This is a genomic window from Paraconexibacter sp. (genome assembly GCF_059438195.1).
In genome coordinates this window covers 22,902-45,691 of record NZ_JBLKKY010000018.1, presented here as the reverse complement: position 1 = coordinate 45,691, position 22,790 = coordinate 22,902, and the positions used below count along the sequence as shown (strand labels likewise).

At 74.7% G+C, this 22,790-nt stretch carries 22 protein-coding genes and 2 pseudogenes; 16 read left to right on the top strand and 8 right to left on the bottom strand.

What is annotated here, in order from left to right; all coding sequences use genetic code 11:
• The first annotated feature begins 19 nt into the window (after positions 1-19).
• Both ACME2J_RS08630 and holA read left to right on the top strand, forming a co-directional pair.
• Positions 20-2,251 (top strand): ComEC/Rec2 family competence protein, encoded by a 2,232-nt coding sequence (locus ACME2J_RS08630; RefSeq protein WP_495544489.1) that lies wholly within the window; start codon positions 20-22, stop codon positions 2,249-2,251.
• 99 nt (positions 2,252-2,350) lie between these two features.
• Entirely contained in the window at positions 2,351-3,328 is a 978-nt protein-coding gene (gene holA, locus ACME2J_RS08625; RefSeq protein ID WP_495544488.1) for a DNA polymerase III subunit delta, read from the top strand.
• A 151-nt stretch (positions 3,329-3,479) separates the two neighbouring features.
• Here holA and rpsT read toward each other — a convergent pair whose 3' ends face one another.
• Positions 3,480-3,749, bottom strand: coding sequence for a 30S ribosomal protein S20 (rpsT, locus tag ACME2J_RS08620; RefSeq protein WP_495544487.1), 270 nt, complete (start codon positions 3,747-3,749; stop codon positions 3,480-3,482).
• Positions 3,750-3,789: 40 nt separating this feature from the next.
• On the opposite strand from rpsT, the gene murJ reads away from it, so the two are divergent.
• Positions 3,790-5,418: a murein biosynthesis integral membrane protein MurJ gene (gene murJ / locus ACME2J_RS08615; RefSeq protein ID WP_495544486.1), complete on the top strand. Its 1,629-nt coding sequence runs from the start codon at positions 3,790-3,792 to the stop codon at positions 5,416-5,418.
• Here the strand turns inward: murJ and ACME2J_RS08610 are convergent.
• The gene (locus ACME2J_RS08610) at positions 5,405-6,055 is read right to left on the bottom strand and encodes a DNA-processing protein DprA (RefSeq protein WP_495544485.1); all 651 of its coding nucleotides are present in this window, start codon (positions 6,053-6,055) and stop codon (positions 5,405-5,407) included. The genes murJ and ACME2J_RS08610 overlap by 14 nt on opposite strands.
• A gap of 65 nt (positions 6,056-6,120) precedes the next feature.
• Between ACME2J_RS08610 and lepA the strand changes: the two genes are divergently transcribed.
• On the top strand, positions 6,121-7,944 hold the full coding sequence (gene lepA / locus ACME2J_RS08605) for a translation elongation factor 4 (protein ID WP_495544484.1): 1,824 nt from the start codon (positions 6,121-6,123) through the stop codon (positions 7,942-7,944).
• Between the two features lie 28 nt (positions 7,945-7,972).
• On the opposite strand, the gene ACME2J_RS08600 is transcribed toward lepA, so the two are convergent.
• Both ACME2J_RS08600 and ACME2J_RS08595 read right to left on the bottom strand, forming a co-directional pair.
• On the bottom strand, positions 7,973-9,085 hold the full coding sequence (locus tag ACME2J_RS08600) for a hypothetical protein (protein ID WP_495544483.1): 1,113 nt from the start codon (positions 9,083-9,085) through the stop codon (positions 7,973-7,975).
• A gap of 73 nt (positions 9,086-9,158) precedes the next feature.
• A complete protein-coding gene (locus ACME2J_RS08595) occupies positions 9,159-9,464 on the bottom strand; it encodes a winged helix-turn-helix transcriptional regulator (protein ID WP_495544482.1) in 306 nt (101 codons plus the stop codon).
• A 91-nt stretch (positions 9,465-9,555) separates the two neighbouring features.
• Between ACME2J_RS08595 and ACME2J_RS08590 the strand changes: the two genes are divergently transcribed.
• Both ACME2J_RS08590 and ACME2J_RS08585 read left to right on the top strand, forming a co-directional pair.
• Positions 9,556-10,149, top strand: a complete 594-nt coding sequence (locus ACME2J_RS08590; protein ID WP_495544481.1) for a carboxymuconolactone decarboxylase family protein — start codon at positions 9,556-9,558, stop codon at positions 10,147-10,149.
• A gap of 108 nt (positions 10,150-10,257) precedes the next feature.
• Positions 10,258-11,067, top strand: a complete 810-nt coding sequence (locus ACME2J_RS08585) for an SDR family NAD(P)-dependent oxidoreductase (protein WP_495544480.1) — start codon at positions 10,258-10,260, stop codon at positions 11,065-11,067.
• Here the strand turns inward: ACME2J_RS08585 and ftsH are convergent.
• Positions 11,057-13,072: an ATP-dependent zinc metalloprotease FtsH gene (gene ftsH / locus ACME2J_RS08580; protein ID WP_495544479.1), complete on the bottom strand. Its 2,016-nt coding sequence runs from the start codon at positions 13,070-13,072 to the stop codon at positions 11,057-11,059. The two genes, ACME2J_RS08585 and ftsH, sit on opposite strands and share 11 nt — an antisense overlap.
• 116 nt (positions 13,073-13,188) lie before the next feature.
• Between ftsH and ACME2J_RS08575 the strand changes: the two genes are divergently transcribed.
• Genes ACME2J_RS08575 through ACME2J_RS08550 form a run of 6 tightly spaced genes read left to right on the top strand, consistent with a single transcriptional unit; the run spans position 13,189 to position 17,594 of the window.
• Complete coding sequence (locus tag ACME2J_RS08575; protein ID WP_495544478.1) at positions 13,189-13,656, top strand: DUF2269 family protein; 468 nt, start codon at positions 13,189-13,191, stop codon at positions 13,654-13,656.
• 30 nt (positions 13,657-13,686) lie between these two features.
• Positions 13,687-14,121 carry a MaoC family dehydratase N-terminal domain-containing protein gene (locus ACME2J_RS08570; protein ID WP_495544477.1) on the top strand — a complete coding sequence of 145 codons (435 nt, stop codon included), beginning with the start codon at positions 13,687-13,689 and terminating at the stop codon, positions 14,119-14,121.
• Positions 14,122-14,126: 5 nt separating this feature from the next.
• A complete protein-coding gene (locus ACME2J_RS08565) occupies positions 14,127-14,552 on the top strand; it encodes a MaoC/PaaZ C-terminal domain-containing protein (RefSeq protein ID WP_495544476.1) in 426 nt (141 codons plus the stop codon).
• Between the two features lie 53 nt (positions 14,553-14,605).
• Entirely contained in the window at positions 14,606-15,625 is a 1,020-nt protein-coding gene (hrcA, locus tag ACME2J_RS08560) for a heat-inducible transcriptional repressor HrcA (RefSeq protein ID WP_495544475.1), read from the top strand.
• Complete coding sequence (dnaJ, locus tag ACME2J_RS08555; protein ID WP_495544474.1) at positions 15,622-16,752, top strand: molecular chaperone DnaJ; 1,131 nt, start codon at positions 15,622-15,624, stop codon at positions 16,750-16,752. Before hrcA ends, dnaJ begins: the two co-directional genes overlap by 4 nt.
• On the top strand, positions 16,749-17,594 hold the full coding sequence (locus tag ACME2J_RS08550) for a 50S ribosomal protein L11 methyltransferase (protein WP_495544473.1): 846 nt from the start codon (positions 16,749-16,751) through the stop codon (positions 17,592-17,594). Before dnaJ ends, ACME2J_RS08550 begins: the two co-directional genes overlap by 4 nt.
• A gap of 6 nt (positions 17,595-17,600) precedes the next feature.
• Here the strand turns inward: ACME2J_RS08550 and ACME2J_RS08545 are convergent, their stop codons facing one another.
• The 3 genes and pseudogenes from ACME2J_RS08545 to ACME2J_RS08535 form a co-directional block, all read right to left on the bottom strand.
• Complete coding sequence (locus ACME2J_RS08545; protein ID WP_495544472.1) at positions 17,601-18,362, bottom strand: GNAT family N-acetyltransferase; 762 nt, start codon at positions 18,360-18,362, stop codon at positions 17,601-17,603.
• A 33-nt stretch (positions 18,363-18,395) separates the two neighbouring features.
• Positions 18,396-18,845 (bottom strand): annotated as a pseudogene (locus tag ACME2J_RS08540) (SDR family NAD(P)-dependent oxidoreductase); the annotation flags it as partial.
• Between the two features lie 110 nt (positions 18,846-18,955).
• Positions 18,956-19,033 (bottom strand): annotated as a pseudogene (locus ACME2J_RS08535) (hypothetical protein); the annotation flags it as partial.
• A gap of 35 nt (positions 19,034-19,068) precedes the next feature.
• On the opposite strand from ACME2J_RS08535, the gene ACME2J_RS08530 reads away from it, so the two are divergent.
• From ACME2J_RS08530 to ACME2J_RS08515, 4 genes are read left to right on the top strand one after another with little or no spacing between them, the layout of a single operon-like run.
• Positions 19,069-19,962: an alpha/beta hydrolase gene (locus ACME2J_RS08530; protein WP_495544471.1), complete on the top strand. Its 894-nt coding sequence runs from the start codon at positions 19,069-19,071 to the stop codon at positions 19,960-19,962.
• A gap of 5 nt (positions 19,963-19,967) precedes the next feature.
• The gene (locus tag ACME2J_RS08525; protein WP_495544470.1) at positions 19,968-21,335 is read left to right on the top strand and encodes an NAD(P)/FAD-dependent oxidoreductase; all 1,368 of its coding nucleotides are present in this window, start codon (positions 19,968-19,970) and stop codon (positions 21,333-21,335) included.
• A gap of 42 nt (positions 21,336-21,377) precedes the next feature.
• The gene (locus ACME2J_RS08520) at positions 21,378-21,809 is read left to right on the top strand and encodes a GatB/YqeY domain-containing protein (RefSeq protein ID WP_495544469.1); all 432 of its coding nucleotides are present in this window, start codon (positions 21,378-21,380) and stop codon (positions 21,807-21,809) included.
• Positions 21,810-21,847: 38 nt separating this feature from the next.
• Complete coding sequence (locus tag ACME2J_RS08515) at positions 21,848-22,783, top strand: PhoH family protein (RefSeq protein WP_495544509.1); 936 nt, start codon at positions 21,848-21,850, stop codon at positions 22,781-22,783.
• Positions 22,784-22,790: the final 7 nt, after the last annotated feature.

Below are 22,790 nucleotides of genomic sequence, written 5' to 3'. Positions count from 1 at the left end.
CGCGCCGCGGATCGCCGTGGTGCGCGCTGCGCTCGCCGCCCATCCGCGGCACGTCGGCCTCGCCGCGCTCGTCGCCGGGCTCCTCGCCGGCCCGCACGCACCGGTCCTCGCCGCGGTCGCCGGTCTCGCCCTCGGTCTGGCGTCCGGGCGCAGGAGCCTCGCGACGCTCGCGCTCGTCGCCGCGCTCGCCGGCGCGGTGCTCGCGCAGGAGCGCCTCGCCGCGCTCGCCGCGACCGCGCTCGCCGCCGGCGAGCCGCACGACGTCAGCGTCGTCGCCACGCTGCTCGAGCCGGTGCGGACGGGCGCGAGCGGGACGCGCACCGCGATCGTCGACGTGCAGGGAGCGCCCGTGCTCCTGCGCCTGCCGCGTGACGGTTCCGCCGCCGCGGAGCTGCGCGGGCTCCGCGTCGGCCGGCTCCTCGCGGTGCGGGGCCGGCTCGAGCCGCCCGACCGCTACGCCGACCTCGTCCGGGCCGAGGCGACGCTGCGCGCCGATGTCGCGCGGCCCACCGGCGCGCGCCGCGGCGGCCTCACCGGGGCGGTCGACCGCGTCCGCGACCGCGCGCAGGACGCGCTCGCCGGCGCGCTGCGGCCCGCCGAGGCGGCGCTCCTGCGCGGGATGGTCCTCGGCGACGACTCGGCTCTCCCGGCCTCCGTGCGTGAGGACATGCGCGACGCCTCGCTCACCCACCTCGTCGCCGCCTCGGGCCAGAACGTCGTCCTGCTCTCGACGCTCGTGCTGCTCCTCGGCGGCGTGCTCGGCGTCCCGTGGCGCGGGCGGCTCGTCGCCGCGCTCGTCCTCGTCGCGCTCTACGTCCCGCTCGCGGGCGGGGGCCCGTCGATCCGCCGGGCCGGGGTGATGGGGGCCGCCGGGCTCGTCGCGATGCTCGCGGGCCGCCCGGCCTCGCGCTGGTACGCGCTGCTCCTCGCGGCGGCGGTGACGCTCGCCCTCGACCCGCGCGCGTCGGCCGACGTCGGGTGGCAGCTCTCGTTCGCCGCGGTGGTCGGGATCATGCTGCTCGCCCCGGCGACCCGTGACGGCCTCGTCCGCCGGGGCTGGCCCCGGCCGCTCGCGGAGGCGACCGCGATGACGGCGGCGGCCACCCTCGCGACGGCGCCGCTGCTCGCCCTCGTGTTCGGGGAGACGTCGCTCGTCTCGCTCCCGGCGAACGTGCTCGCGACGCCGCTCGTCGCCCCCGTCATGTGGCTCGGGGCGATCGCCGCGGCCGTCGGCCAGATCGACGTCGGGGCCGGCCGGCTCGTGGCCCAGCTCACGGCCGTGCCGCTCGCGCTCCTCGTCGCGCTCGCACGAGCCGCCGCGTCGGTGCCCGGGGCGACGGTCGGCCTTCCTTTCGCGCTCGTCGCCGGGCTCGCCGCTCTCGCGGCCGTCGCCGTCCGCGCGCGATCGTCGCGGAGGCCCGCCGCGTGGCTCGCGCTCGGGCTCGTCGCCGTCGGTCTCGCGACCGCCCCGCGACCTCCCTCCCGGCTCCCGGTCGCGGCCGGCGTGCGGATCGCCGCGCTCGACGTCGGGCAGGGCGACGCGATCCTCGTGCAGGACGGTCCCCGCGCCGTGCTCGTCGACACCGGGTCGGACGGCGCCGGGGTCGTCGGTGAGCTGCGCCGTCTCGGCGTCACGCGACTCGACGTCCTCGTCGCGACCCACGCCCAGGACGACCACATCGGCGCCGCCGACGAGGTCCTCTCCGCCTTCGCGGTCGATCTCGTCCTCGACGGCAGGGACGGCGTCGCCTCGGCCGACGGCGACCGGCTCGGGGCGGCGGCGGCCAGGGCCGGGGCGCGGCTGCTCCCGCCCGACGCGGGGCAGGAGCTGAGGCTCGGCGGACTCGTCCTGCGCGTCCTCTCGCCGCAGGCGCGAGGAGGACCGGCGATCGAGGGCGAGGACCCGAACGATCGCGCGATCGTCCTCCAGGTCGACGGGGGCGGGCTGCGCGCGCTGCTCACCGCCGACGCCGAGTCGCCGGTCCTCGCGGGGCTCGCGCTCCCGCGCGTCGACGTCCTCAAGGTCTCCCACCACGGCAGCGCGGACGACGGGCTCCCGGCGCTCCTCGCCCGCCTGCGGCCGCAGGTCGCGCTCGTGAGCGCGGGGCGGCGGAACCGGCACGGCCACCCGGCGCCGGGGACGGTCGCCGCGCTCGAGGCCGCGGTCCCCCTCGTGGCCCGGACGGACCGGGACGGGACCGTCGTCGTCGACGCGCCGGCCGGCGCGGTGCGGGTCCGCGCGCTCGGCTGAGCGCAGCCGCCGGAGCCGGCTCGCGGGGGCCGTCCGCGCCGGTCGGCGGAGCGCGGCGCAGCGCGTCCGTCCGCCGCGTCGCCGCGTATCCTCGGCCGCGTGAGCACGCCCGCCGCCGCGGCCTGGAAGGCCGCCTATCTCATCCACGGCGACGACCACGGCCGGGTGACGGAGCGCCGGGGCGGTCTGCGTGCCCGCGCCGAGGCGGAGGGCGGCGCCGTCGAGGTGCTCGAGGGCGATGCCGCCTCGCCCGAGTCCGTCGCGCAGGCCCTCTGCGCGATGACCTTCGCGACGGGCCGGCGCTTCGTCGTCGTCGACGGCGTCGAGCGCTGGAAGGACGCGGATCTCGAGCCCCTCGCGGGGGTGCTGCGCGACATGCCGCCCGAGACGACGGTCGCCTTCTTCGGGCGGGAGGACGGGCGTGCGAAGGTGCCTGCGGCGCTCGTGAAGGCCGTGAAGGCGGCCGGCGGCGTCACCAAGGCCGAGGCCGCCGTCAAGGGCAAGGGCCTCCCCGACTGGCTGCAGGGCGAGGCGCAGCGCCTCGGGATCGAGCTCGACCGGCCCGCCGCGCACCGGCTGGTCGCCGAGGTGGGGGAGCGCCAGCAGCGCCTCCTGCGCGAGCTCGAGAAGCTCGTCCTCTGCTACGGGACGGGCGCCCGCCTCTCGGAAGATCACGTCGTCGCGCTCGCCGCCCCGTCGGCGGAGACCCAGGTGTGGGGGCTCGTCGACGCGCTCGCGGCCCGCGACGAGCGGCGCGCGACGGCGGAGCTCCTGCGTCTCCGCGAGCACGGCGAGACGCTCCCGCGCCTGGTGCCGCTCATCGCGCGGCGCCTGCGCGACGTCCTCGCTCTCGCCGAGCGTCTCGAAGCCGGTGAGACTCCGGCGCAGCTGAAGTCGTCGTTCAAGGGCAGCCCGTACACGGCGGACCGCCGCATCAAGGAGGCGCGCGCCGCCGACCCGCAGCGCCTGCGCGACGCGCTCGTGGCGCTCGCCGACCTCGAGCTCGACAGCCGGGGGGCGTCGCCGCTCGACGACGACACCGACGCGCTGCGGGCGATCGCGCGGATCGCGGCGTAGGGCCGCCGGCTCGGCGGCGGGGCGGGCCGGCTCGCGGACGCCGACGGCTCGCTCTCTCGACGCCCGCGCGCGAGCTGCCCTGAGCCGCTCGCGCACGCGAAACGGCCCGCCGTGGGGCGGGCCGGAGAGACCGACGGGGGTGTCGGGGGCGCTACGCCGCCGGCGTGCCCTGCCGCGTGCGCGCGGCGCGGCTCTTCTTGCGGGCACCGGTGTTCTTGTGCAGGGCGCCGCGCTTCACCGCCTTGTCGATCATGCGGATGAGCTCGCGGTGCTCGGAGTCGGCGGTGGCGTCGTCACCGGCGGCGACGGCGGCCTCGAGGCGGCGGAAGTACGTCTTGATCGTCGTCGTGTAGCGACGGTTCTCGAGACGCTCACGCTCGGAGCGCAGGATGCGCTTCTTCTGCGAATGGATATTGGCCATGAGCGGCGGCGGATGATAGCGGGCCGTACCATCCCGCCGCGTGACGACCGCCCGGCAACCCGAGACCGTGCCCGAGGCGCAGGCCGAGCGCCCTGGTGGCGGCGGTCGGGCGATGGCGCTCAACACCGCGATCTTCAGCTTCCTCACCGGGCTCTCTCGTGTCGCGGGGCTCGGGCGCGAGATCGTCGCCTCGTCCTACTTCGGCACGAGCGGCGCGTTCTCGGCGTTCACGCTCGCCTTCCAGGTCCCGAACGTCATCCGCAGCCTCTTCGCCGACGCGGCGCTGAGCGCGGCCTTCGTCCCGGTCTTCACCGAGCTGCTCGAGAAGGGGCAGAAGCGGGAGGCGTTCCGGCTCGCCTCGACGCTCTTCTGGCTCGTCCTCGCGGTGCTCGGCTCGATCACCGCGTTCTTCATCGTCTTCGCGGGCGCGATCATGCCCGCGTTCACCGGCGCCGAGTTCGGGGCGGCGCTCGACGATCTCGTCGTCGGGCTCAGCCGGGTCCTCTTCCCGATCCTCGTGCTGCTCGGGGTCAACGGGCTCCTCATCGGGATCCTCAACGCCTACGACCGCTTCACGATCCAGGCGCTCTCGCCGCTCGTCTGGAACCTCGTCATCATCGCGATCCTCGTCGCGACGAAGCCCCTCTTCGAGGGCGACGACGAGCTCTACGCCTACGCGATCGGCATCCTCGTCGGGACCGCCGTGCAGGTCGCGATGGCGATCCCCCAGCTGCGGAGGCTCGGCTTCCGCATCGAGTTCCACGTCGACTGGCGGGACGAGCGGGTCCGGCAGGTGCTCCACCTCATGCTGCCGGTCTGCATCGGGCTGGGCCTCATCAACTTCAACCTCCTCATCAACTCGGTGCTCGGCGCGCTGGTGAGCGAGGAGGCGCCGCGCGCGATCGACGCGGCGTTCCGGATCTACATGCTGCCCCAGGGGATGTTCAGCGTGGCGGTCGCGACCGTCCTCTACCCGGCCCTCAGCCGCTTCGCCGCCCGCCGCGACCACGACGGCCTGCGCGACCTCATGGGCAGCGGCTTCCGGATGATCTTCCTGCTGCTCGTCCCGGCGGCGGCCGCGACGATCGCTCTCGCCGAGCCGATCACGCGTCTCGTCTACGAGCGCGGTGAGTTCGACGCGGGGTCCACCGAGCTCGTGGCGAGCGCGCTCTTCTGGTTCTCGTTCAGCCTGCCGTTCACCGGCGTCAACCTGCTCCTCACCCGCACGTTCTTCTCGCTCCAGCGGCCGTGGATGACCGCGGGTCTCGCGGCCGGCAACCTCGTCGTCAACATCGCGGTGAGCGCGGCCCTCTACGCGCCGCTCGGCATCCCGGGCATCGTCCTGGGCACCGTCGCGGGCAGCCTCTTCCTCACGATCGCGCAGTCGAAGGTCCTCGGCGGCATGCTCGGAGGGGCGTTCGACGTGAAGCGGACGACGGACGCGCTCGCGCGCATCCTCCTGGCGGCCGCGGCGTTCGGCCTCACCGCGTGGTTCGTCTGGTGGGGCCTCGACGACGTCGTCGGCCGGTCCCTCCTCGCCCAGATCGTCTCGGTGGGGACGGCCCTCACCGCCGCGGGGTGCGTCTACGCGGGGCTCGTCCTCCAGCTCCACGTCCCCGAGGCCCACCAGATCCGGCGGCTCGTCGGCGGGCGGCTCAACCGCGGCTGAGCGCCGCCATCCAGCCGGCGGCGTCCGCGAGGTCGAGCCCCGCCGCGCCGCCGGCGAGGAGCGCGCGCGACCCATCGGCCTCGGCACCCGCTTCCCGGGGGGCGACGACCGCGAGCGGGCGGCCCTGCGCGACGGCGAACCGCGCGGTGTGGAGGGCGCCTCCGTCGGACTCCGTCTCGGCGACGACGATCCCGAGGGCGAGCGCCGACTGGATCCGGTCCCGCGCGACGCGGCTCGCCGCGGTCGGGCGCGCGGCGCCGTCGTGCTCGGAGACGAGCGCGCCGCCGGAGGCGACGATGCGCTCCGCGAGCCCGGCGTCCGCCGCGGGCTCGAGCGCATCGAGGCCATCGGGCAGCACCGCGACGGTCGGGGTCCCCGCGGCGACGGCCTCGGCGTGCGCCGCCGCGTCGCAGCCGGGGGCCAGGCCGCTCACGACGACGAGACCCGCGGCCGCGGCCGTGCGCGCGAGCGCCGTGCTCGCGGCGATGCCCTCCGCGCTCGGCGCGCGTCCGCCGACGACCGCGACGGCCGGCCGCCCGAGCACCGCCGGGTCCCCGCGGACGGTGAGACGCGAGGGCGCGTCGGGGAGAGCGGAGAGCCGCGCGGGCCAGGCCTCGTCGCCGGGGCGGAGAATCATCGGACCCGCAGTCTCGCGGCCGGGAACGGGCCCGGCGCGCAGCCCTGCCATCCTTCACCGTCCGCATGGCCGACCAGCAGCACATCCGCAACTTCTCGATCATCGCCCACATCGACCACGGGAAGTCGACGCTCGCCGATCGCATCCTCGAGCTCACCGAGTCGGTCGACCCGCGGCTCATGCGCGACCAGCTGCTCGACTCGATGGACCTCGAGCGCGAGCGCGGCATCACGATCAAGAGCCAAGCCGTCCGCGTCTACTACAACGCCAAGGACGGGCAGAAGTACCAGCTGCACCTCATCGACACGCCCGGTCACGTCGACTTCACCTACGAGGTGTCCCGCTCGCTCGCGGCCTGCGAGGGCGCGCTCCTCGTCGTCGACGCCTCGCAGGGCGTCGAGGCGCAGACGCTCGCGAACACCTACCTCGCGCTCGACGCCGGCCTCGAGCTCATCCCGTGCCTCAACAAGATCGACCTCCCCGGCGCCGAGCCCGAGCGCGTGGGGGCGGAGGTCGCCGAGCTGCTCGGCGAGCCGGCCGAGTCGATCAAGCGCATCAGCGGCAAGACGGGGGAGGGCGTGCTCGACGTCCTCGAGGAGCTCGTCCAGAAGGTCCCGCCGCCGTCGGGCGACCCCCACGCCCCGCCGCGCGCCGCGATCTTCGACTCCGAGTTCGACCAGTACCGCGGGGTCATCGCCTACATCCGCGTCGTCGACGGCGTCCTGCGCAAGGGCGACGAGATCGTCGCGATGGCGACCGGCACCGAGGCCGAGATCCACGAGATCGGCTTCTTCACGCCCGCGATGGTCGCCGCCGACGAGCTCCGCGCCGGCGAGGTCGGCTTCCTCATCACCGGCATCAAGGACGTCACGAAGCTCGCCGTCGGCGACACGCTCACGTCGAAGCGCCACCGCGCGACCGAGCCGCTCCCCGGCTACCGCGAGGCGAAGCCGATGGTGTTCTGCGGCCTCTTCCCGCTCGAGGCCGACGACTACCCCGACCTCCGCGACGCGCTCGAGAAGCTCACGCTCAACGACGCCGCGCTGCAGTGGGAGCCCGAGACCTCCGACGCGCTCGGGTTCGGCTTCCGCTGCGGGTTCCTCGGGCTGCTGCACATGGACATCGTCCGCGAGCGGCTCGGCCGCGAGTACGACCTCGACCTCATGGCGACGATGCCGTCGGTCGGGTTCGAGGTGACGCTGACCAACGGCGACGAGATCGAGGTCCACGCGCCGAGCGACATGCCCGAGCCGGCGCGCATCGCCGAGATCCGCGAGCCGTACGTGAAGGCGTCGATCCTCACGCCGAAGGAGTACGTCGGCACGATCATGGAGCTCTGCCAGGACAAGCGCGGCGAGCACTCCGGCATGCACTACCTCAGCGCGGACCGCGTCCAGCTCGAGTACGACCTGCCGCTGAGCGAGATCGTCCTCGACTTCTTCGACCAGCTGAAGTCGCGCACGCGCGGCTACGCCTCGCTCGACTACGAGGTCGAGGGCATGCGGGCCTCCGAGCTCGTCCGCCTCGACGTCCTCCTCGCCGGCGACATCGTCGACGCGCTCTCGATGCTCGTCCACAAGGACAAGGCCTACGCCTTCGGCCGCACGCTCACCGAGAAGCTGCGCGAGAAGATCCCGCGCCAGCAGTACGACGTCCCGATCCAGGCGGCGATCGGCTCGCACATCGTCGCCCGCGAGACCGTGAAGGCCTTCCGCAAGGACGTCACCGCGAAGTGCTACGGCGGTGACATCTCGCGGAAGCGCAAGCTCCTCGAGAAGCAGAAGGAGGGCAAGCGGCGCATGAAGCAGGTCGGCCGCGTCGAGGTCCCCCAGGAGGCGTTCCTCGCGGTGCTCGAGCTCGGCGACTCGTCGGGCTCGTCGAAGTCGTAGCGGCCGGGCGCGGCCGCGGCTGGTGCAGTCAGCGTGGGTTCGTCGTCCGACGCCACGGGGGCGTATCGATCCGGGCGATGACGCACGGGGCTGGGGCGGTGCAGCGCTCGAAGTCCTCGTCGTCCGCTCGGGCGGCGAGCACGTAGGTCGCGCGGCGCGACCTCGCCATCGTCATCGGCGAGAGCGTCGAGTCCAGGCGGCCGTAGACGAGACGCGGCGTCGTGCGCGTCGGCCGTCCGCGGCGGACCTGATAGGTCTCGTGAAAGCACCTGAACGTCTCTCGCAGGAACCAGACGGAGCCGCCCACGACCGACGGCCGGGAGTAGCCCTGGTCGGCGAACTCGGAGGCGCAGACCTCGCCGTCGTACCCACCTCTGGCGAGGAGGGCCGACCGGCCGCTCGCCCGGCTCACCGCACGGATCTCCTGGCCGCCGCCGCCGGAGAGAGCCGCGACCCCCCAGCCGAAGGCGACGAACCGCTCCCCGAGGTCGAGGCCGTAGACGCGTCCACGCAGATTGCAGTCGTAGTCGTCCTGGGAGTCCTCGTCCGGGTCACACGACGCGATCCGACCGTGGCGCAGGCGGCGGAGCCGCTCGCCGCGCTCGGCGAGCATGATCTGGACGACCCGGTCGTCGGGCGAGAACAGGCGGGCGAACGCGATGTCGCCGTTCCACATCGAGGGGTGGCGGTCGCTCGCGCCGGGCGGCCGCAGGATGCCCGCGCCGCGCTCCCGTCCCGTCTCGAGATCGACGACCCGGATGCGGCAGTCCAGCGACTCCCGCGGCCCCGGGCCGGCGTCGGGCGGCACCGTCGCGCAGCGGGAGAACGTCGCGACGACGCGGCCGTCGGCGTCGGTGCCGAGGTCGAGGTCGAGGGCCCGCGGCGACGGAGCGATTCCGACCCGGCGGACGCGGCTGCCGCGCGCGACGGTGAGGTGCCACCCCGCGTCGTCCTTCACGCTCCAGCCGACCCAGCCGTCGTGCGCGGCGATCGGGGTGGGGTCCGCGACGAGGGCGATCGGGGTCGCGTCGACGTCGCTCGGGGCGGGCGAACCGGGACCGGCCGCGAGGCCGTGGCCGGCGGGTGCCAGCGCGACGAGAGCGGCGGCCGAGGCGAGGGCGGCAATGATGGCGTGGCGCACGAACACTGCTCCGGGTCGGGTGTCGGCTCAAACGCCCGAGGACGGGAGGAGTTGCGCCGCGCAGTCGCAGCTCTCAACGCGGACGCCAGCGCTTCGCGAGCGCGTCGAGGGGCGCGAGGTCGCGGAGGAGGTCCGCGCCGAGCGGGGTGAGGACGTAGCCGTCGTCGTCCTTCGCGACGAACCCCGCGTCGACGAGCTCGCGCAGGCGCTGCGAGAGGACGGAGGTCGACATGCCGTCCGCCTCGGCGCGCAGGGCGCCGAACGGGCGCGCCTCGCCGTCGCGCAGCTCCCAGAGGACGCGCAGCGCCCACCGCCGCCCGAGGAGGTCGAGGAGGGCCATGATCGGCCGGCCGGTCCGCGAGCCGCGTACGGGGGGCATGCGGCGGAGCCTATCCGACCGCAGTTCGAAAAACGAAGCGCACCGTGGTAGCGTCTGGACTGCTTCGGAATTCGAACCAAGAGGCCTTCTCGTGTCCGTCACCCGACCCGCGCCGCTCGACCCGCCGTTCGCCCCCGAGATCGAGTCGGCGCTCAGCCGCCTGATGGGCGGCGTCGACGCACCGTCGCTCGCTCTCTTCCGCACGATCGCCCACCATCCGCAGCTCCTCGACCGGTTCCGGCAGATCGGCTCGACGCTCCTCGGCCGGGGCACCCTCGCCCCCGACGAGCGCGAGACGCTCATCCACCGCACGACCGCGCGCTGCGGCGCCGCGTACGAGTGGGGCGTCCACGCGGCCGCGTTCGCACCCGCGCTCGGCCTCGGTGAGGGCTGGCTGCGGGCGACGTGGGAGAGCGACGCCGACGACCCCGCCTTCACGCCGCGGCAGGCGACGCTCGTCCGCGTCGCCGACTCCCTCCACGACACCGGCCGGCTCGACGACGACCTCGCCGCCGCGCTGGCCGACGGCTGGACCGACGCCGAGCAGGTCGAGGTCGTCTGCGTCGCCGGCTTCTACCACCTCGTCGCGTTCCTCTGCGGGGCGTTCGACCTCCCGACCGAGCCGTGGGCGATCACCCCGCCGTCCCCCGGCGTGGGGCGAGCCGGCGACGCGGAGCGTCGCTGAGACGTCGCACGTCCGGCGGCGCCGCGACGTGTGGCGATCGGGCGACGCGGGGCGTCGCCGGATCTCCGCACGTCCGCGCCGTGCGATCGCCCGCGTAGGCTGAGGCACATGGACCTCGGCATCGCAGGACGGGCGGCGATCGTCACGGGCGCGTCGAGCGGCATCGGTCGCGCGACCGCCGAGCGGCTCCTCGCCGAGGGGGCGGACGTCCTCTGCGTCGCGCGTGACCGCGGGCGGCTCGACGACGCCGTCCAGGCGCTCTCGGCCGCGACGCGCGCTGACGCCGGCCGGCCCGTCGCCCACGCCGCCGACGTCACCGCGCCCGGCGCCGGCGAGGCGATCGTCGCCGCCTGCCTCGAGGCCTTCGGCCGCGTCGACGTCCTCGTCAACAACGCCGGGACGAGCCGCCCCGTGCCCCTCGACGAGCTCACCGACGAGGACTGGCAGTCGCAGTACGCGCTCCACGTCCTCGGGCCGCACCGCCTCATGGCCGCCGCCGCCCCGCGGATGGCGGAGGGCGGCTGGGGGCGCATCGTCAACGTCACCTCCTCGGCCGGGAAGCGGCCCTCGCTCACGAACGTCGCCTACGCGGTGACGAAGGCCGGCCAGCTCTCGCTCTCCCGCGCCTACGCCGACGCGTACGCCGGCCGCGGCGTCCTCGTCAACGCGGTGGCGCCCGGCGCGACGGCGAGCGAGCTGTGGGTCGCGGAGGGCGGTCTCGCCGACCAGGTCGCCGCTCAGAAGGGCATGACCCGCGACGAGGCGCTCGCCGGTCAGGCCGCGAAGATCCCGCTCGGACGCTTCGCCGAGCCGGGCGAGATCGCCGACGTCGTCGCGTTCCTGTGCAGCGAGCGCTCCTCGACCGTCACCGGCGCCGCCTGGTCGGCGGACGGCGGCGCGGTGGCGATCATCCTCTAGAGGTCGTGCCGGTCGCCCCGGCCGGCGCGTCCTCGCCCGGCACGTCGCCCCCGCCCGCGGGACGCCGCGGCAGCCCGGCGGCCTGGTAGGCGTCGGCCTCGTCGAGCGTCTCGCGCTCGAGGAGCGTCTGCGCGAGGCTGTCGAGCTGGGCGCGGTGGTCCCGCAGCACCTGGAGCGCGTGGGCGTAGCACTCGTCGGTGATCCGCCGCACCTCGGCGTCGAGCCGGTCGCGCGTGCTGTCGGCGATCGACGAGGGGGAGCCCGGGAGGACGAAGCCCTCCTCGCCGGGACCGGGGAGGAGGGACACGAGACCGAGCGACTCGGACATGCCCCAGCGACCGACCATCTGCCGGGCGAGGCTCGTCGCGACCTCGAGGTCCGACTCGGCGCCGGACGTGACGTCGCCGAAGACGAGCTCCTCCGCGGCGCGGCCGCCGAGCGCCCCGGCGATCCTCCCGCGCAGGTACCGCGCGCTGTAGCCGTAGCGATCGCGCTCGGGGCTCTGGAAGGTGACGCCGAGGGACTGGCCGCGGGGGATGATCGACACCTTGCGCACCGGGTCGGCCCCGGGCTCGAGCATGCCGAGGAGCGCATGGCCGGACTCGTGGTAGGCCGTGAGGCGCCGGTCGGCGGGGGAGAGGAGGATCTTCCGCGCCGTCCCCAGCACGATCTTCTCGAGCGCGCCGGTGAAGTCCCCGTGCGAGACCCGCTCGACGCCGCGGCGGGCGGCGGAGAGCGAGGCCTCGTTGACGAGCGTCCGCAGGTCGGCGCCGGTCATCCCCGGCGTGCTCGAGGCGAGGACGTCGAGGTCGACGTCGCCGTCGAGCGGCACGGAGCGCGTGTGCACCTCGAGGATGCGGCGGCGACCGTCGTGGTCCGGCGGGTTGACGGTGAGCCGGCGATCGAAGCGCCCCGCGCGCAGGAGCGCCGGGTCGAGGATCTCGGGCCGGTTCGTCGCGGCGAGGACGATGACGCCCTCGTTGCCGGTGAAGCCGTCCATCTCGGTGAGGATCTGGTTGAGCGTCTGCTCGCGCTCGTCGCTGCCGCCGGCGAGGTTGCCGGCTCCGCGCACGCGGCCGATCGCGTCGAGCTCGTCGATGAAGATGATCGCGGGCGCCGCGGCCTTCGCCTGCTCGAAGAGGTCGCGGACCCGGCTCGCGCCGACGCCGACGATCATCTCGACGAACTCGGAGGCCGAGAGCGAGAAGAAGGGCACGCCGGCCTCGCCGGCGAGCGCGCGGGCGAGGAGCGTCTTCCCGGTGCCCGGTGGGCCGGTGAGGAGGACGCCGCGCGGCATCTGCCCGCCGAGCCGCCGGTAGCGCTCGGGGTGCTTCAGGTAGCTCACGACCTCCTGCAGCTCGTCGGTCACCTCGTCGATGCCGGCGACGTCGGCGAACGTCGTCCGCGTCTCCGAGCCCGAGTACCGGCGCGCCCGCGACTTGCCGAGGCCGCCGAGGAGCCCTCCGCCGCCCTGCATCGCCCCCGCGCGGCGGAACGCCCAGATGAGGAGCGCGACGAGGAGGATCGTCGGCCCGAAGCCGATGAGGAGCGTCGTCCACAGCGAGCGGTCGTCGGGCGGGGTCGCGCTGATCTCGACGTCGTTGTCGAGGAGGAGGTCGAGGATGCGGTCGTCGGCGAAGGCGGGACGCTCGGTCTCGAAGCGCTCCGCGGCGTCGCCCTCGTCCCCGTCGGGCGGGACGACCGGCTCGCGGAAGCGCCCCTCGATCGTCTCGGCCTGCGAGCTCACCTCCTCGACGTTGTCGGCGAGCGCCTGGTCGCGGAACTCGCTGTACGGCACGGTGATCCGGTCGGTCTGCGTGACCGCGCTCGCGATCAGCCAGTTGAGCGCGAGGAGCGCCGCGAAGATCCAGAGGAGCGCCCACTTGCCGCCCCCGCCCGCGCCGGCCGTCTCGTGCTCGTCGGGATGGCCCTCGACGCGCCACGGGGTCTTCTTCTCCGACGGGGGAGACGGCGTGCGACGGCTGTCCGAGTCGGCGGGCGGCATGGCTCGTGCGCCAACCGTACGCGCAGCGGCGGACCCGAGCCTCCGGGCGCCACCGCGCAGGGAGCGCGGGGAAGTACGGACGGGATGCGTCAGGTGCCTCGCGTAGCCTCGGCGCGATGTCCGACTACGAGTTCGCGCTCACCCTCCACATCCTGTCGGTCCTCACCCTCTTCTCGGGCGTCGTCGTCGCCGGCGTCGCGCACGCCGTCGCGCGCCGGCGCGAGGACCCGCGGGAGATCGCGGTCGTGCTCGGCCTGTCGCGGATCGGCGTGCTCCTCGTCGCCGCGGGCTCGCTCGGCGCGCTCGGCTTCGGGATCTGGCTCATCGACCTCGGTCCCTGGAGCTTCTCCGACGGGTGGATCTCCTGGTCGCTGACCCTCTTCGTCGTCATGTTCGTCCTCGGGGCGCTCGGCGGACGCCGGCCGAAGGAGGCGCGGCTCCTCGCCGTCCGCCACGCCGAGGAGGGCACGCCGCTCGGGCCGGAGCTGCGCGCCCGGCTCGACGACCGGTTCGCAGCCGTCCTCAACTACGCGTCGGGGCTGGCGTTCCTCGCGATCGTCGTCCTCATGGTCTCGAAGCCCTAGGCGCCCGCCGCACCGACTAGGGTCCCCGGCGTGAAGACCGACGCCATCGGCAAGACCTACCCGCCGACCGTCTACATGGTCGGCCGGGAGAAGATCCGCGAGTACGCGCTCGCCGTGGGCGAGAGCGACCCGCTGCACCTCGACGTGAGCGCCGCGCGCGCCGCCGGCTTCGCGGACCTCGTCGCGCCGCCCATGTTCGCCGTCGTCTACTGCGCCCCCGCGCTCGGCCCCGCGATCCTCGACCCGGAGGTCGGGATCGACTTCGCGCGCATGGTCCACGGCGGGCAGTCGTTCGAATGGGGCCCGCTCGTCGTCGCCGGGGACGAGATCACGACGAGCGTCGCCGTCGCCGACATCAGCGAGCAGGACGGCCGCGGCTTCTACGTCTTCGAGTCGCGCTCGACGAACGACCGCGGCGAGACCGTCTGCGTCGGGACCTGGACCAACATCGTGCGAGGAGGGTGAGCGCCGTGGGACAGCCGATCGATCTCACCGAGGGCACGGAGATCCCGGAGCTGACGACGACCCCCGACCGCTACCTCACGGTGCGGTACGCGGGCGCCTCGGGTGACTTCAACCCCATCCACATCGACGAGGAGTTCGCGAAGGCCGTCGGGCTTCCCGGCCGCATCCTCCACGGCCTGTGGTCGATGGCCCAGGTCGCGCGCGCGGCGACGGAGGCGGCCGGCGGCCCCGCCACGCTCCGCCGGCTCGAGGTGCAGTTCCGCGGGATGGGCCTCCCCGAGAAGGAGATCGCGGTGAGCGGCACGGTCCGCGAGGTCCGCGACGACGGGACGGCCGTCCTCGACATCGTCGCCAAGCAGGACGGCAAGCGCATCATCCGCAACGCGGTGGCGGAAGTCCGCTCGCAGGACGAGGAGCGGGCGTCGTCCTGACGACCGGCTCCCCTCCGCGCGTCCGCGCGCCGGGTTCGTACCATGGGGGGACGGTGCTGAGCCCCCGACAGGAGACCATCCTCCAGAAGGTCGTCGACGCGTACCTCGAGTCCGGCACGCCGGTCGGCTCGAAGGCGCTCGCGGCCGACGCCGACCTCGACTGCGGCCCCTCGACGATTCGCGGCGAGCTCGCCCAGCTCGAGGAGCACGGCCTCCTCGCGCATCCGCACACCTCCTCCGGCCGCGTGCCGACGGAGGCCGGGCACCGCTACGTCGTCGACCGGCTCCTGTCCGAGGGGACGCCCGTCCTGCGCGAGCCGCTCGAGCTCCAGCTCGTCCGCCGAGAGGTCGACCAGGCGATGCGCGAGACGACCGAGACGCTCTCGCGCGTGACGAACCTCCTCGCGATCGTCTCCGCGCCGCCGCTCGAGACCGCGACGATCCGGCACATCGAGGTCCTCGCGCTCCAGCCGACCGTCGTCATGGTCGTCGTCATCACCTCGACGGGCGGCGTGACGAAGCGGGTCTTCACCTTCGGGAGGGCCGTCGACAGCGGTCTCGTGTCGTGGGCGGCGGACGAGCTCAACGGCCGCCTCGTCGGCATGGGGCTCGGCGCCCGCATGCTCCACCAGCGCCTCCACGACCCGACGCTCGGCCCGACCGAGAGCGCGTTCCTCGAGGCCCTCGCTCCCGCCTTCACCGACCTCGCCGCGACCGCCGACGACACCCTCTACGTGGACGGGGCGACGCGGCTCCTCGCCGAGCACGGCGTGCGCGACCTGTCGCAGGTCGAGGATCTCCTGTCGATGCTCGAGCGCCGCATGTCGGTGCTGGGGACGCTCCAGGCGGCGCTCGGCGAGCGCGACGTGCTCGTGCGCATCGGCCAGGAGAACGACGTGCCCGCCCTGCGGTCCCTCGCCGTCGTCGCCGCCGCCTACGGGCTCCCCGCCCGCAAGCTCGGGACGGTCTCGGTCATCGGCCCGGTCCGCATGGACTACGCCGGCGCGATCGCGACCGTCCGCGAGGCCAGCTTCCAGCTCTCCCGCTTCATCGAGGACGTCTACGACGCATGAGCAGCCCCACCAAGCGCGATCCCTACGAGGTCCTCGGCGTCGCCCGCGACGCCGACGAGGGCCAGATCAAGAAGGCGTTCCGGCGGCTCGCCCGCGAGCTGCACCCGGACGTCAACGCGCACGACCCGCAGGCCGAGGAGAAGTTCAAGGAGGCCGCCGAGGCCTACGAGATCCTCTCGGACCCCGAGCGCCGCGCGATGTTCGACCGCTACGGCCACGAGGGCCTGCGCCAGGGCGGCGCCGCCCCGAACTTCGACGGGTTCGGCTCGATCAGCGATCTCTTCGACGCCTTCTTCGGCGGCGGCGGGTTCGGCGGCGGGCGCAGCGGGCCGGCGCCCGGCGGCGACGTCGCCGTCGAGGTCGAGATCGACCTCGCGACCGCCTTCACCGGCGGCAAGGAGAAGGTCGCCTACGAGATCGTCGCGAGCTGCGAGAAGTGTCGCGGGAACGGGGCGGAGCCGGGGACGCCGATCACAGCGTGCGAGCGCTGCAACGGCGCGGGCCGTCTGCAGGCGGTGACGCGCTCGCCCTTCGGCCAGGTCGTGCGCACGGTCGAGTGCGACGTCTGCCACGGCGACGGCCGCGTCGCCGAGCAGCCGTGCGACCGCTGCGCCGGCCGGGGCCGCGAGCTCGCCGAGCGCGAGCTCGAGGTGGACATCCCCGCCGGCATCTCCGACGGCCAGCGGATCCGCCTCTCCGGGCGCGGCCACGAGGGGGAGCCGGGCGCCCCCGCGGGCGACCTCTACGTCGTCGTCACCGTCGCCCCGCACGAGAACCTCCTCCGCGACGGCGACGACCTCGTCACGGTCCTCGACGTCGCCGCCCCGCGCGCGGCTCTCGGCACGAGCGTCGAGATCGAGGCGATGGACGGCGCGGTCGAGCTCGAGGTGCCCGCCGGCACGCAGCCCGGCGAGGTCCTCACGGTGAAGGGGAAGGGCATGCCGCAGCTGCGGCGGCCGGGCCGCTTCGGCGACATGCGCGTCGTCGTCAACGTCGTCGTCCCGCGCCGCCTCACCAAGCAGCAGCGCAAGCTCGTCGAGCAGCTCGCCGACGCGATGACCGAGGACAACCTCCGCACCGACGAGTCGGTGATGGGCAAGCTGCGCCGGCTCGTCGGCGGCCGGTGATCCGGCTCGCGGTCCGCGTCCGCCGCGAGGACGCCGAGGTCGCGCTCGCCGAGCTCCTCACGTTCGCGCCGTCCGGCGTCGAGGAGACCGATCTCGGCGCGCAGGTGGAGTACGCGATCTACGGGGCGCCCGGTGAGCTGCCGGAGCTGCCGGACCTCGAGGCGGCGGCGGGCGGCGCGCTCGTCGAGATCACGACGACCGAGGTCGCCGACGACTGGTCGGAGCGGTGGCGCGCGTTCCACAAGCCGATCCTCGTCGCGGACGCGCTCCACGTCCGCCCCCCGTGGTGCCCGCCCCACGAGGGAGGTCCGGCCGCGGCGGGCGGCGCCGTCCGCGAGATCGTCATCGACCCGGGGCAGGCCTTCGGCACCGGGGCCCACGACACGACCCGCCTCTGCCTCGAGCTGCTCGTCGCGCTCGGCGCCGATCCGCCCCGCGAGGTCGTCGACGTCGGCTGCGGCTCGGGGGTCCTCGCGATCGCCGCGGCGCTCCTCGGCCACGCCCCGGTCCTCGGCGTCGACCACGAGCGCGAGTCCGTGGAGGCGACGCTCGCCAACGCCGAGGCGAACGGCGTCGTCGTCGCCGCGCGTCGCCACGACATCGTCCACGACGGCCCGGCGCCGGGCGCGCCGCTCGTGCTCGCGAATCTCCTGCGGCCGCTGCTCCTGCGCATCGCGCGTGACGGCTTCGCGGACGGGGTCCTCCCCGAGGCCCTCGTGGCGAGCGGCCTCCTCCGGCACGAGGCCGACGAGGTCGCCGCCGCCTTCGCGGACCGGATGGGCCTGCGCGAGGCCGACCGACGCGAGAGCGACGAGTGGGCGGCGCTCCTCCTCGTGCGCTGAGGACGCTCAGAGCAGGCGGCGGCGCTCCCACATCTCGATGCCGCCGACGTCGCGGTAGCCGAGCCGGGCGTAGACGGGCGCGCCGGCGCGGGTCGCGATGAGCGTCGTCGTCCGGCGGCCGCGCGCGGCGGCGCGCGCGAGGAGGTGCGAGAGGATGCCGCCGGCGAGGCCCCGCCCGCGGTGCGGCGCGAGCGTCGCCATCCCGCTCACGTGCGCGTCGACGCCCCCGTCGAGGACGAAGCCGCACGCGACGTGCTCGCCGCCGACCCGCGCGGCGAGGAGATCGGCGTTCGCGGGGTACCGCGTGAGTGCGGGGCCGAACACCGGGAGGGGCTCGTCGTAGGCGGTGTCGTTGATCGCCGCGACGACCCCGGCGCCCGGCGCATCGTCGAGCTCGATCTCCGCCGGCGCGGGCGGCAGGCCATCGAGAGCGCGTCCCATGGCGCGGGGCACGGCGTCGAGGAGGTGACCCCGGTCGGCGAGGACGCCCGCGGAGCCGGCGTCGCCCTCGGTGACGAGCACGGTCCAGGAGCGGATCCCCTCGGCCTCGTAGTGCGCGGCGAGCTCGTCGTAGGCAGAGGCGAGCGCCTCGGCCGACGCGGCGAGCGCGCAGTTCGGGAGCGACCGGTCGGGGGCGGCGGGGCAGACCGCCCCGCGCACGCCGGGCAGCTCGACGGCGTGCGCGCCCTCGGACCCCTGCGCGACGCAGTCGATCCACGCGCCCGCGAGGCTCGCCCGGAGGTGACGCAGGAGCGTCGCGTCGTCCATGTGCCGAGTATGGCCGAGGCGCGGCGCGGGCGACTAGGTGAGCCACTCGCGGCTGCTCCGCGCCGCTTCGATGTGCCCCACGAGGCGCTCGGCCACGGGCCCCGGCTCCTCCTCGCCGTCCGGCGCGAGGTCCGTCCGCACCCAGCCGGGGTCGAACCCGAAGACCGCGACGCCGCGGCCGGCCTCCTGGCGCAGCGTGAGCGTGAGGGACGCGAGCGCCGCCTTCGACGCCGCGTAGGCCCCGAGGCCCTTGCGTCCCGCGCTCACCTTGGGGGCGACGAGCGTCGCGACGACTCCCTCGCCGCGCTCGCGCATGCCGGGGAGGACGGCGCCGGCGAGGACGAACGGGGACAGCGCGTTCACCTGGAAGCTGCGGTCGAGCGCGTCGAGGGGCACCTCGCCGATCCGACCGTCGACGCGGAGCGCCGCGTTGCAGACGAGGACGTCGACGCGGCCGTGGGCGTCGAGCACCTCCTCGGCGAGGGCCTGCGCTCCGCGGGGTCGGCGAGGTCGGCGCCGTGGACGCTCGCGGCGCCGAGGTCGGCGAGCCCGTCGACCGACCGGGCGCCGGCGGCGACGATCGCGCCTCGCGCGACGAGGGCGCGGGCCGTCGCCCGACCGATCCCGCGCGAGGCGCCGGTGAGCAGGCAGACCTTCCCGTCGAGGTGCATGCGGGGGATACGGGCGGCGATAGGCTCGTGGCCATATGCCCGACCGGATCGACACGACGTTCCCCTCCGGCGGCGAGGAGTGCGCCGCGTACCTCTACACCCCCGAGGGCGCTCCCGGCCCGGCGCCGTGCGTCGTCATGGCGCACGGCTTCTCGGCGACGCGCGACGACGGGCTCCCCGCGTACGCCGAGCGCTTCGCGGAGGCGGGCCTCGCGGCGCTCGTCTTCGACTACCGGCACTTCGGGGCGAGCACCGGCGAGCCCCGTCAGCTCCTCGACATCCGCCGCCAGCACGAGGACTACGAGGCGGCGATCGCGTTCGCCCGCGCGCAGGACGCCGTCGATGCCGACAGGATCGCCCTCTGGGGCTCGTCGTTCAGCGGAGGCCACGTCATGGCGCTCGCGCAGGGGCGCGACGACATCGCGGCGGTCGTCGCCCAGGCGCCCTTCACCGACGGGCTCTCGGCGATCCGCGCCGGCTCGATGAAGAACGTCCTGAGGGCGAGCGCGGAGGCGCTCGCCGACGAGGCCGGGGCGCTCGCCGGGCGCGCGCCGCGCTGCATCCCGGCGGTCGCCGACCCCGGCGAGTTCGCGGTGATGACCGCGCCGGAGGCGCGGCCGGGGTTCGAGGCGATCACCCCAGAGTGGTCGCGCTGGCGCAACGAGGTGAGCGCCCGGGTCATGCTCCACGTCGGGCTCTACCGGCCTGCGGCCGGCACGGCGGACATCCGCTGCCCGCTCCTGGTCTGCGTGTGCGACCGCGACGAGACGACGCCGCCCGAGCCGGCCGCCCGCGCCGCGGAGCGCGCGCCGCGCGGGGAGCTGCGGCGCTACCCGATCGGGCACTTCGAGATCTACGTCGGCGAGGGCTTCGAGCAGGCGGTCGCCGACCAGACGGAGTTCCTCGTGCGCCATCTCCGGGGAAGCTGAGAGCCATGGCCTGGAACGTCGTCATCGCAGGTGGCGGGTTCGGCGGCTTCGAGGTCGCCCGGACCCTCGAGCGCATCCTCCCGCGCCACAGCGCGCGGCTCACGCTCGTCACCGACCAGAACCTCATGCTCTACACGCCGCTCCTCCCGGGGGCGGCGGCGGGCACCCTCGAACCGCGCCACGTCGTCGTCCCGCTCCGGGAGGAGCTGCGCGGGACCGACCTCCGTCTCGGCCGCGTCTGCGGCGCCGACCCCGCCGGGAAGACGATCGACGTGAAGAACCTCACCGGCCGCCGCGAGCGGCTGCGCTACGACCACCTCGTCGTCGCGCTCGGCTCGGTGAGCCGCACGCTCCCCGTCCCGGGGCTCGCCGAGCACGCGATGGGGTTCAAGGACCTCCCCGAGGCGATCCGCCTGCGCAACCACGTCATCCGCACACTCGAGGCGGCCGAGAACACCGAGGACCCCGTCGAGCGAAGCGCGTGGCTCACCTACGTCTTCGTCGGCGCCGGCTACGCCGGCCTCGAGGGGCTCGCGGAGCTGCAGGACTTCACCGCCGACGTCCTCGAGCTCTACCCGCGGGCCAGGACGCAGGGCATCCGGTGGATCCTCGTCGAGGCGCGCGACCAGGTCATGCCGGAGATCGGGTCCGACCTCGCCCGCTTCGCCGAGGCGGAGCTCCGCGGCCGCGGCATCGAGATCCGCACCTCGACGACGCTCGAGGAGGTGACCGAGAGCACCGCGCGGCTCTCGGACGGCGAGATCGTGCCCACCCGCACGGTCGTGTGGACGGCGGGCGTGAAGCCGGCGCCCATCGTCGAGCGCCTCGGGCTCCCGCTCACCGACGGCGGCCGGATCCGCGTCGACGAGACGATGCGCGTGGAGGGCGCCGACGGCGTGTGGGCGATCGGCGACGCCGCCGCGGTGCCCGACCCGGCGAGCGACGACGGGCGCCCCTGCCCGCCGACGGCCCAGCACGCGATCCGCCAGGGCCGGCGCGTCGCGCGCAACATCGCGGCGAGCCTCGGCGACGGCAAGGTGCGCAAGTTCCGCTACAAGACCCGCGGGGTCTTCGTGGACATGGGGCGCTCGCAGGCGGTCGCGTCGACGATGGGGATCAAGTGGCGCGGACGGCCCGCCTGGTTCCTCGCCCGCACCTACCACCTGCTCGCCATGCCCGGCGTGAAGCGCCGCCTGCGCCTCCTCCTCGACTGGAACGTCGGTCTCCTGTTCGGGCGTGACACGAGCGAGCTCGGCCGGCTCGGTCACCCCGCGCCGCTCGATGTCCCGCGCGGCGCGGACGCCCCGCCGCCGGGCCCGGGCGAGGGCGACCGCGACGATCCGGCGGAGCGCCTGCAGCCGTCGCCGGATTGAGGTTCGCGGGCACCGTCCGCGCGAGGCGTATCATCGGTCGCAGTGGACGTGACCGACACCGTGAAGCAGGATCTCGTCAGCGCGATGAAGGCGGGCGAGAAGCACCGCGTCGGCACGCTGCGCATGATCCTCAGCGAGCTGCAGAAGGCCGCGAAGGAGGGCTCCGACGACGAGGTCGCCGTGCTGCGCCGCGAGCGCAAGCGGCGCCTCGACTCCGCGAGCGCCTTCCGCGACGGCGGCCGCGAGGAGATGGCGGCGGCCGAGGAGGCGGAGGCCGAGATCATCACCGCCTACCTCCCCGCGGAGCTCTCCGACGACGAGCTGCGCGCGATCGCGCACGACGCCGCCGCGGAGACGGGCGCCTCCTCGCCGCAGGACATGGGGAAGGTCATGAAGGCGGCGATGTCCCGCGTCCAGGGGCGCGCCGACGGCAAGCGGGTATCCAGCGTCGTCCAGGAGGTCCTCCGCGCGTGAGGCGCCAGCTCGAAGTGTCGAACGAGGTCGCGGCCGCCATGAGCGGCAGCGGCGACCACATCCTGCGGGCGCTCGAGGCCCACGTCGACTGCGACGTCTTCCTGCGTGGCAACGTCGTCACGCTCGACGGCGAGGCCGAGCACGTCGGCCGGGCGGCGACGGTCGTCCGCGAGCTCTCCGAGCTCGTCGACCAGGGCCACGAGATCGGTCCCGGGACGATCCGGGCGGTCGGGAGCGCGCTCGAGCAGGACGAGTCGCCGGCGCGGATCCTCGAGGACGTCGTGTGGCGCCACCGCGGCAAGAAGATCGCGCCGAAGACGGTGACGCAGAAGCGCTACGTCGACTCCATCCGCGAGAACACGATCACCTTCGGGGTCGGCCCGGCCGGCACGGGCAAGACGTTCCTCGCCGTCGCCGCGGCCGCCGCGGCGCTCAGCCGTCGCGAGGTGACGCGGATCATCCTCACGCGCCCCGCGGTCGAGGCCGGAGAGCGGCTCGGGTTCCTGCCCGGCGACCTCATGGCGAAGATCGACCCGTACCTGCGGCCGCTCTTCGACGCGCTCCACGACATGCTCGATCCGGAGAAGGTCGCCGGGCATCTCGAGAAGGGCGTCATCGAGGTCGCGCCGCTGGCGTTCATGCGCGGCCGGACGCTCAACGACTCCTTCGTCATCCTCGACGAGGCGCAGAACACGACCCCCGAGCAGATGAAGATGTTCCTCACGCGCCTCGGGTTCAACTCGAGGATGGTCGTCACCGGCGACGTCACGCAGGTCGACCTGCCGAAGGACCAGCGCTCGGGCCTCATCGTCGTCGGCGAGATCCTGCGCGAGGTCGAGGGCGTCGACTTCGTGCGCTTCGGGGGCGACGACGTCGTCAGGCACCGGCTCGTCCAGCGGATCGTCGAGGCCTACGCCGAGCACGCCGAGCGGCAGGCGCCGGGCATCCGCCCGGCCGACCGCAAGCGCGCCTGAGCGCGGC